This window comes from Frankia sp. CgKIO3 (genome assembly GCF_977946435.1).
Genome location: NZ_CDWTMO010000283.1, coordinates 1 through 2,798 on the forward strand (window position 1 = coordinate 1; position 2,798 = coordinate 2,798).

Consider the following 2,798-nt stretch of genomic DNA (forward strand, 5'->3'; position numbering starts at 1 on the left):
GTGGGGGCATGGTGGGGCTGCGCCGCCGGGCAGGGCGCCAACACGGAGGGGTTGTCCCTTCGTGCCGGACGTGGAAGGGATCGTGCTGGTGAGACCGGGGTTCGTGCTCGAGGTCGACGAGCGGACTCCCCCGCTGCTGGTGCACCAGGGTGAGGGCGTGCTGCTCGAGCAGTTCCCGCTCGGGACGCGGGTGGTCTATCCGCCCGAGTCGCTGCCCGGGGCCGGTGACGTCGAGGCGGCGATCGCCGCGGCGTTGGCGGCGCCGGTGGGCAGCGAGCCGCTGGCGGCGTTGCTGCGTCCGGGGATGCGGCTAACGATCAGTTTTGACGATCTGTCGACGCCGTTGCCGCGGATGCGTCGCCCGGATGTGCGGGGGCGGGTCATCGAGGCGGTGCTGACGACGGCGGCGGCGGCCGGTGTCGACGATGTGGCGCTGGTCGTGGCGAACGGGTTGAACCGGCGGTTGAGCGCCGGCGAGGTGGAGCGGATCGTCGGGGAGCGGGTGTTCCGCTCGTTCTGGCCCGGGCAGTTGCGCAGCCATGACGCGGAGGATCCGGACAATCTCACCGTCGTGGGGGTAACCGGCGCCGACGAGCAGGTGGAGGTTTCCCGCCGGGTCGCCACCGCCGACCTGCTGGTGCATGTCGGGGTCGCGCAGAGCCCAGCGGCGGTCGGTGCGGGCGGGCTCGTGACCGGCCTGTCGTCGTATGCGACGCTGCGTCACGTGCACAGCGTCGCCGCGGCGGTCCGCCGCGGCGGCCTGCCCGGGGATGGGGGGGTTGGTGCGGCGGCGGGCCCGGCGGCGCGGATGGGTCGGCTGCTGTGCGAGGCGGTGCGGGTGTTCGCCGTCGCGGTGACGGTGAACGCCGCGACGGCGCCGGTGCACTATCCGTTCCTGACCCGCCGGGAGTGGGAGTGGTCGCTGGCCGATCAGGCGATGGCGGTCGGGCTGGGCCGTGGCCTGGAGCTGGTGGGGTCGCGGGCGCGCCGCCGGCTGCTGCGTGACTTCGCCGCCGACTATGCGGTCACCTCGGTGAGCGCGGGGGATCCTACGGCGGTCGCGGCGGCCGCGGCGGCGGCGGTCGACGCCCAGCAGCGGATCACCGTCGACGGGCAGAGCGACGTCGTCGTCGTCGGGCTGGGCCCGTTCGGGCCGTTCGACGCGGGGGCGGTGGTCAACCCGGTGCTGGCGGCGCACGGCGCGCTCGGGGAGGTTTTCGGCCGGTACCGGGGGCGGCCGGTGGTCCGCGAGAACGGGGCGTTGATCGTCTACCATCCGCTGGCGCCGCGGTTCTCCCAGCTGCACCACCCCTCCTACGTGGACTTCTACGAGGAGGTGCTCGCCGAGTCGACCGAGGCGGCGACGGTGGAGGCGAAGTTCGAACGGCAGTACGCCACCGATCCCTGGTATGCGTCGCTGTATCGGACGTCGCTTGCTCATCACGGGGTGCATCCGTTCCACCGCTGGTATGAGGCGGCGCCGGCGATGGCCCATGTGGGGGATGTGGTGTGGGTGGGCGGTGATCGGGCGGCGTGCGCGCGGCTGGGGTTCCGGGCGGCGTCGACGTTGGCGGATGCGTTGGAGATGGTGTCTGGATCGGTGGGCCGTGATCCGTCTATCACCTATCTGCACTCCCCACCCCATCTGATCGCCGAAGTACGGTGACCGCGGGAGATGCGGGTCACGGATCGTGCGGTCGCCGGGTGGGACGCGGTGGCCATGCGCGGCGGAGCACAGGTGCCAGCGGTGGACCGGATCGGCAGGGGCAGAGGTGAACGGGATGGCGGGTAGGCCGCGACGGGGTGTGGGGCTGCGGGCGGTGGTGGCCGGGTGGCGGCCGGGTGGCCGCGGGCCGGTCCCGGGCAGCGCCGAGGCGCATCGGATCCCCGAGGTGCCGCGGGAGTTCCCGACCGCGTGGGCGCGTCGCCCGGCGGCGCGGGCCGCCCAGGGGGTGTTTCTGCGCGGGGCGATGCGCCCGCTGCTGCGGACGGCGCTGACGGTGGCGGTGCACGGGGCGGAGGCGTTCGACGGGGCCCGCGACACCCCGGTGATCATCGTGTCGAATCACAGCAGTCATCTGGACGCCCCGCTGCTGTTGTGCACGGTGCCCGGGTGGGTGCGGGCGCGTACGGCGGTGACGGCGGCGGCGGACTATTTCTTCGACAGTGCCTGGCGGGGGGCGTCGAGTGCGTTCGCGTTCGCGACGGTGCCGATCGAACGGCACGGTGGGGCGCCGTCGGCGACGCCGATGAACCTGCTGGGGGACGGCTGGAACCTGGTGATCTTCCCGGAGGGGACGCGGTCGCGGGACGGGGCGCGGGGCCGGTTCCGGTTGGGGGCCGCCTATCTGGCGATCAACGCGGGGGTGCCGGTGATTCCGGTGGGGCTGCGGGGTGCGTACGCGGCGATGCCGCGGGGACGGTCCTGGCCGGTGGCGGGCCGTCCGCCGGTGTGGGTGCGGTTCGGCCGGCCGATGCGCCCCGCGCCGGGTGAGGATGTGCGAGCGTTCACCGCGCGGCTGGCCGCCGAGGTCGACCGGCTCTGCGTCGAGGACGCGACCTCCTGGTGGGAGGCGACGCGGGAGGCCTTCGCCTCGGGTCTGCCCGGTGCGGCTGGGACGGCTGGGACGGCTGGGACGGCCGAGGAGGCGCAGGCCGGGGATGCGGCGCAGGTGCCGGCGACGCGCTCGGCCCCGGACGTCGCCGCGACGGGCGCCGGGAACACCGGTGGTGCGGCCGGTGGTGGGGGCTTCCCCGGTCGAACCAGCCTGCGGGTGGTCCCCCGACCGGGTGGGACG

The 2,798-nt window shown here is 74.3% G+C and carries 2 protein-coding genes; both read left to right on the plus strand.

Annotation, left to right across the window (positions count from 1 at the left end; genetic code table 11):
* The first annotated feature begins 82 nt into the window (after positions 1-82).
* A complete protein-coding gene (locus AC08OJ_RS19555; RefSeq protein ID WP_476596504.1) occupies positions 83-1,666 on the plus strand; it encodes a lactate racemase domain-containing protein in 1,584 nt (527 codons plus the stop codon).
* A 115-nt stretch (positions 1,667-1,781) separates the two neighbouring features.
* Positions 1,782-2,798, plus strand: a 1,017-nt coding sequence (locus AC08OJ_RS19560) for a lysophospholipid acyltransferase family protein (protein WP_476596503.1), incomplete at its 3' end; no start/stop codon positions are given.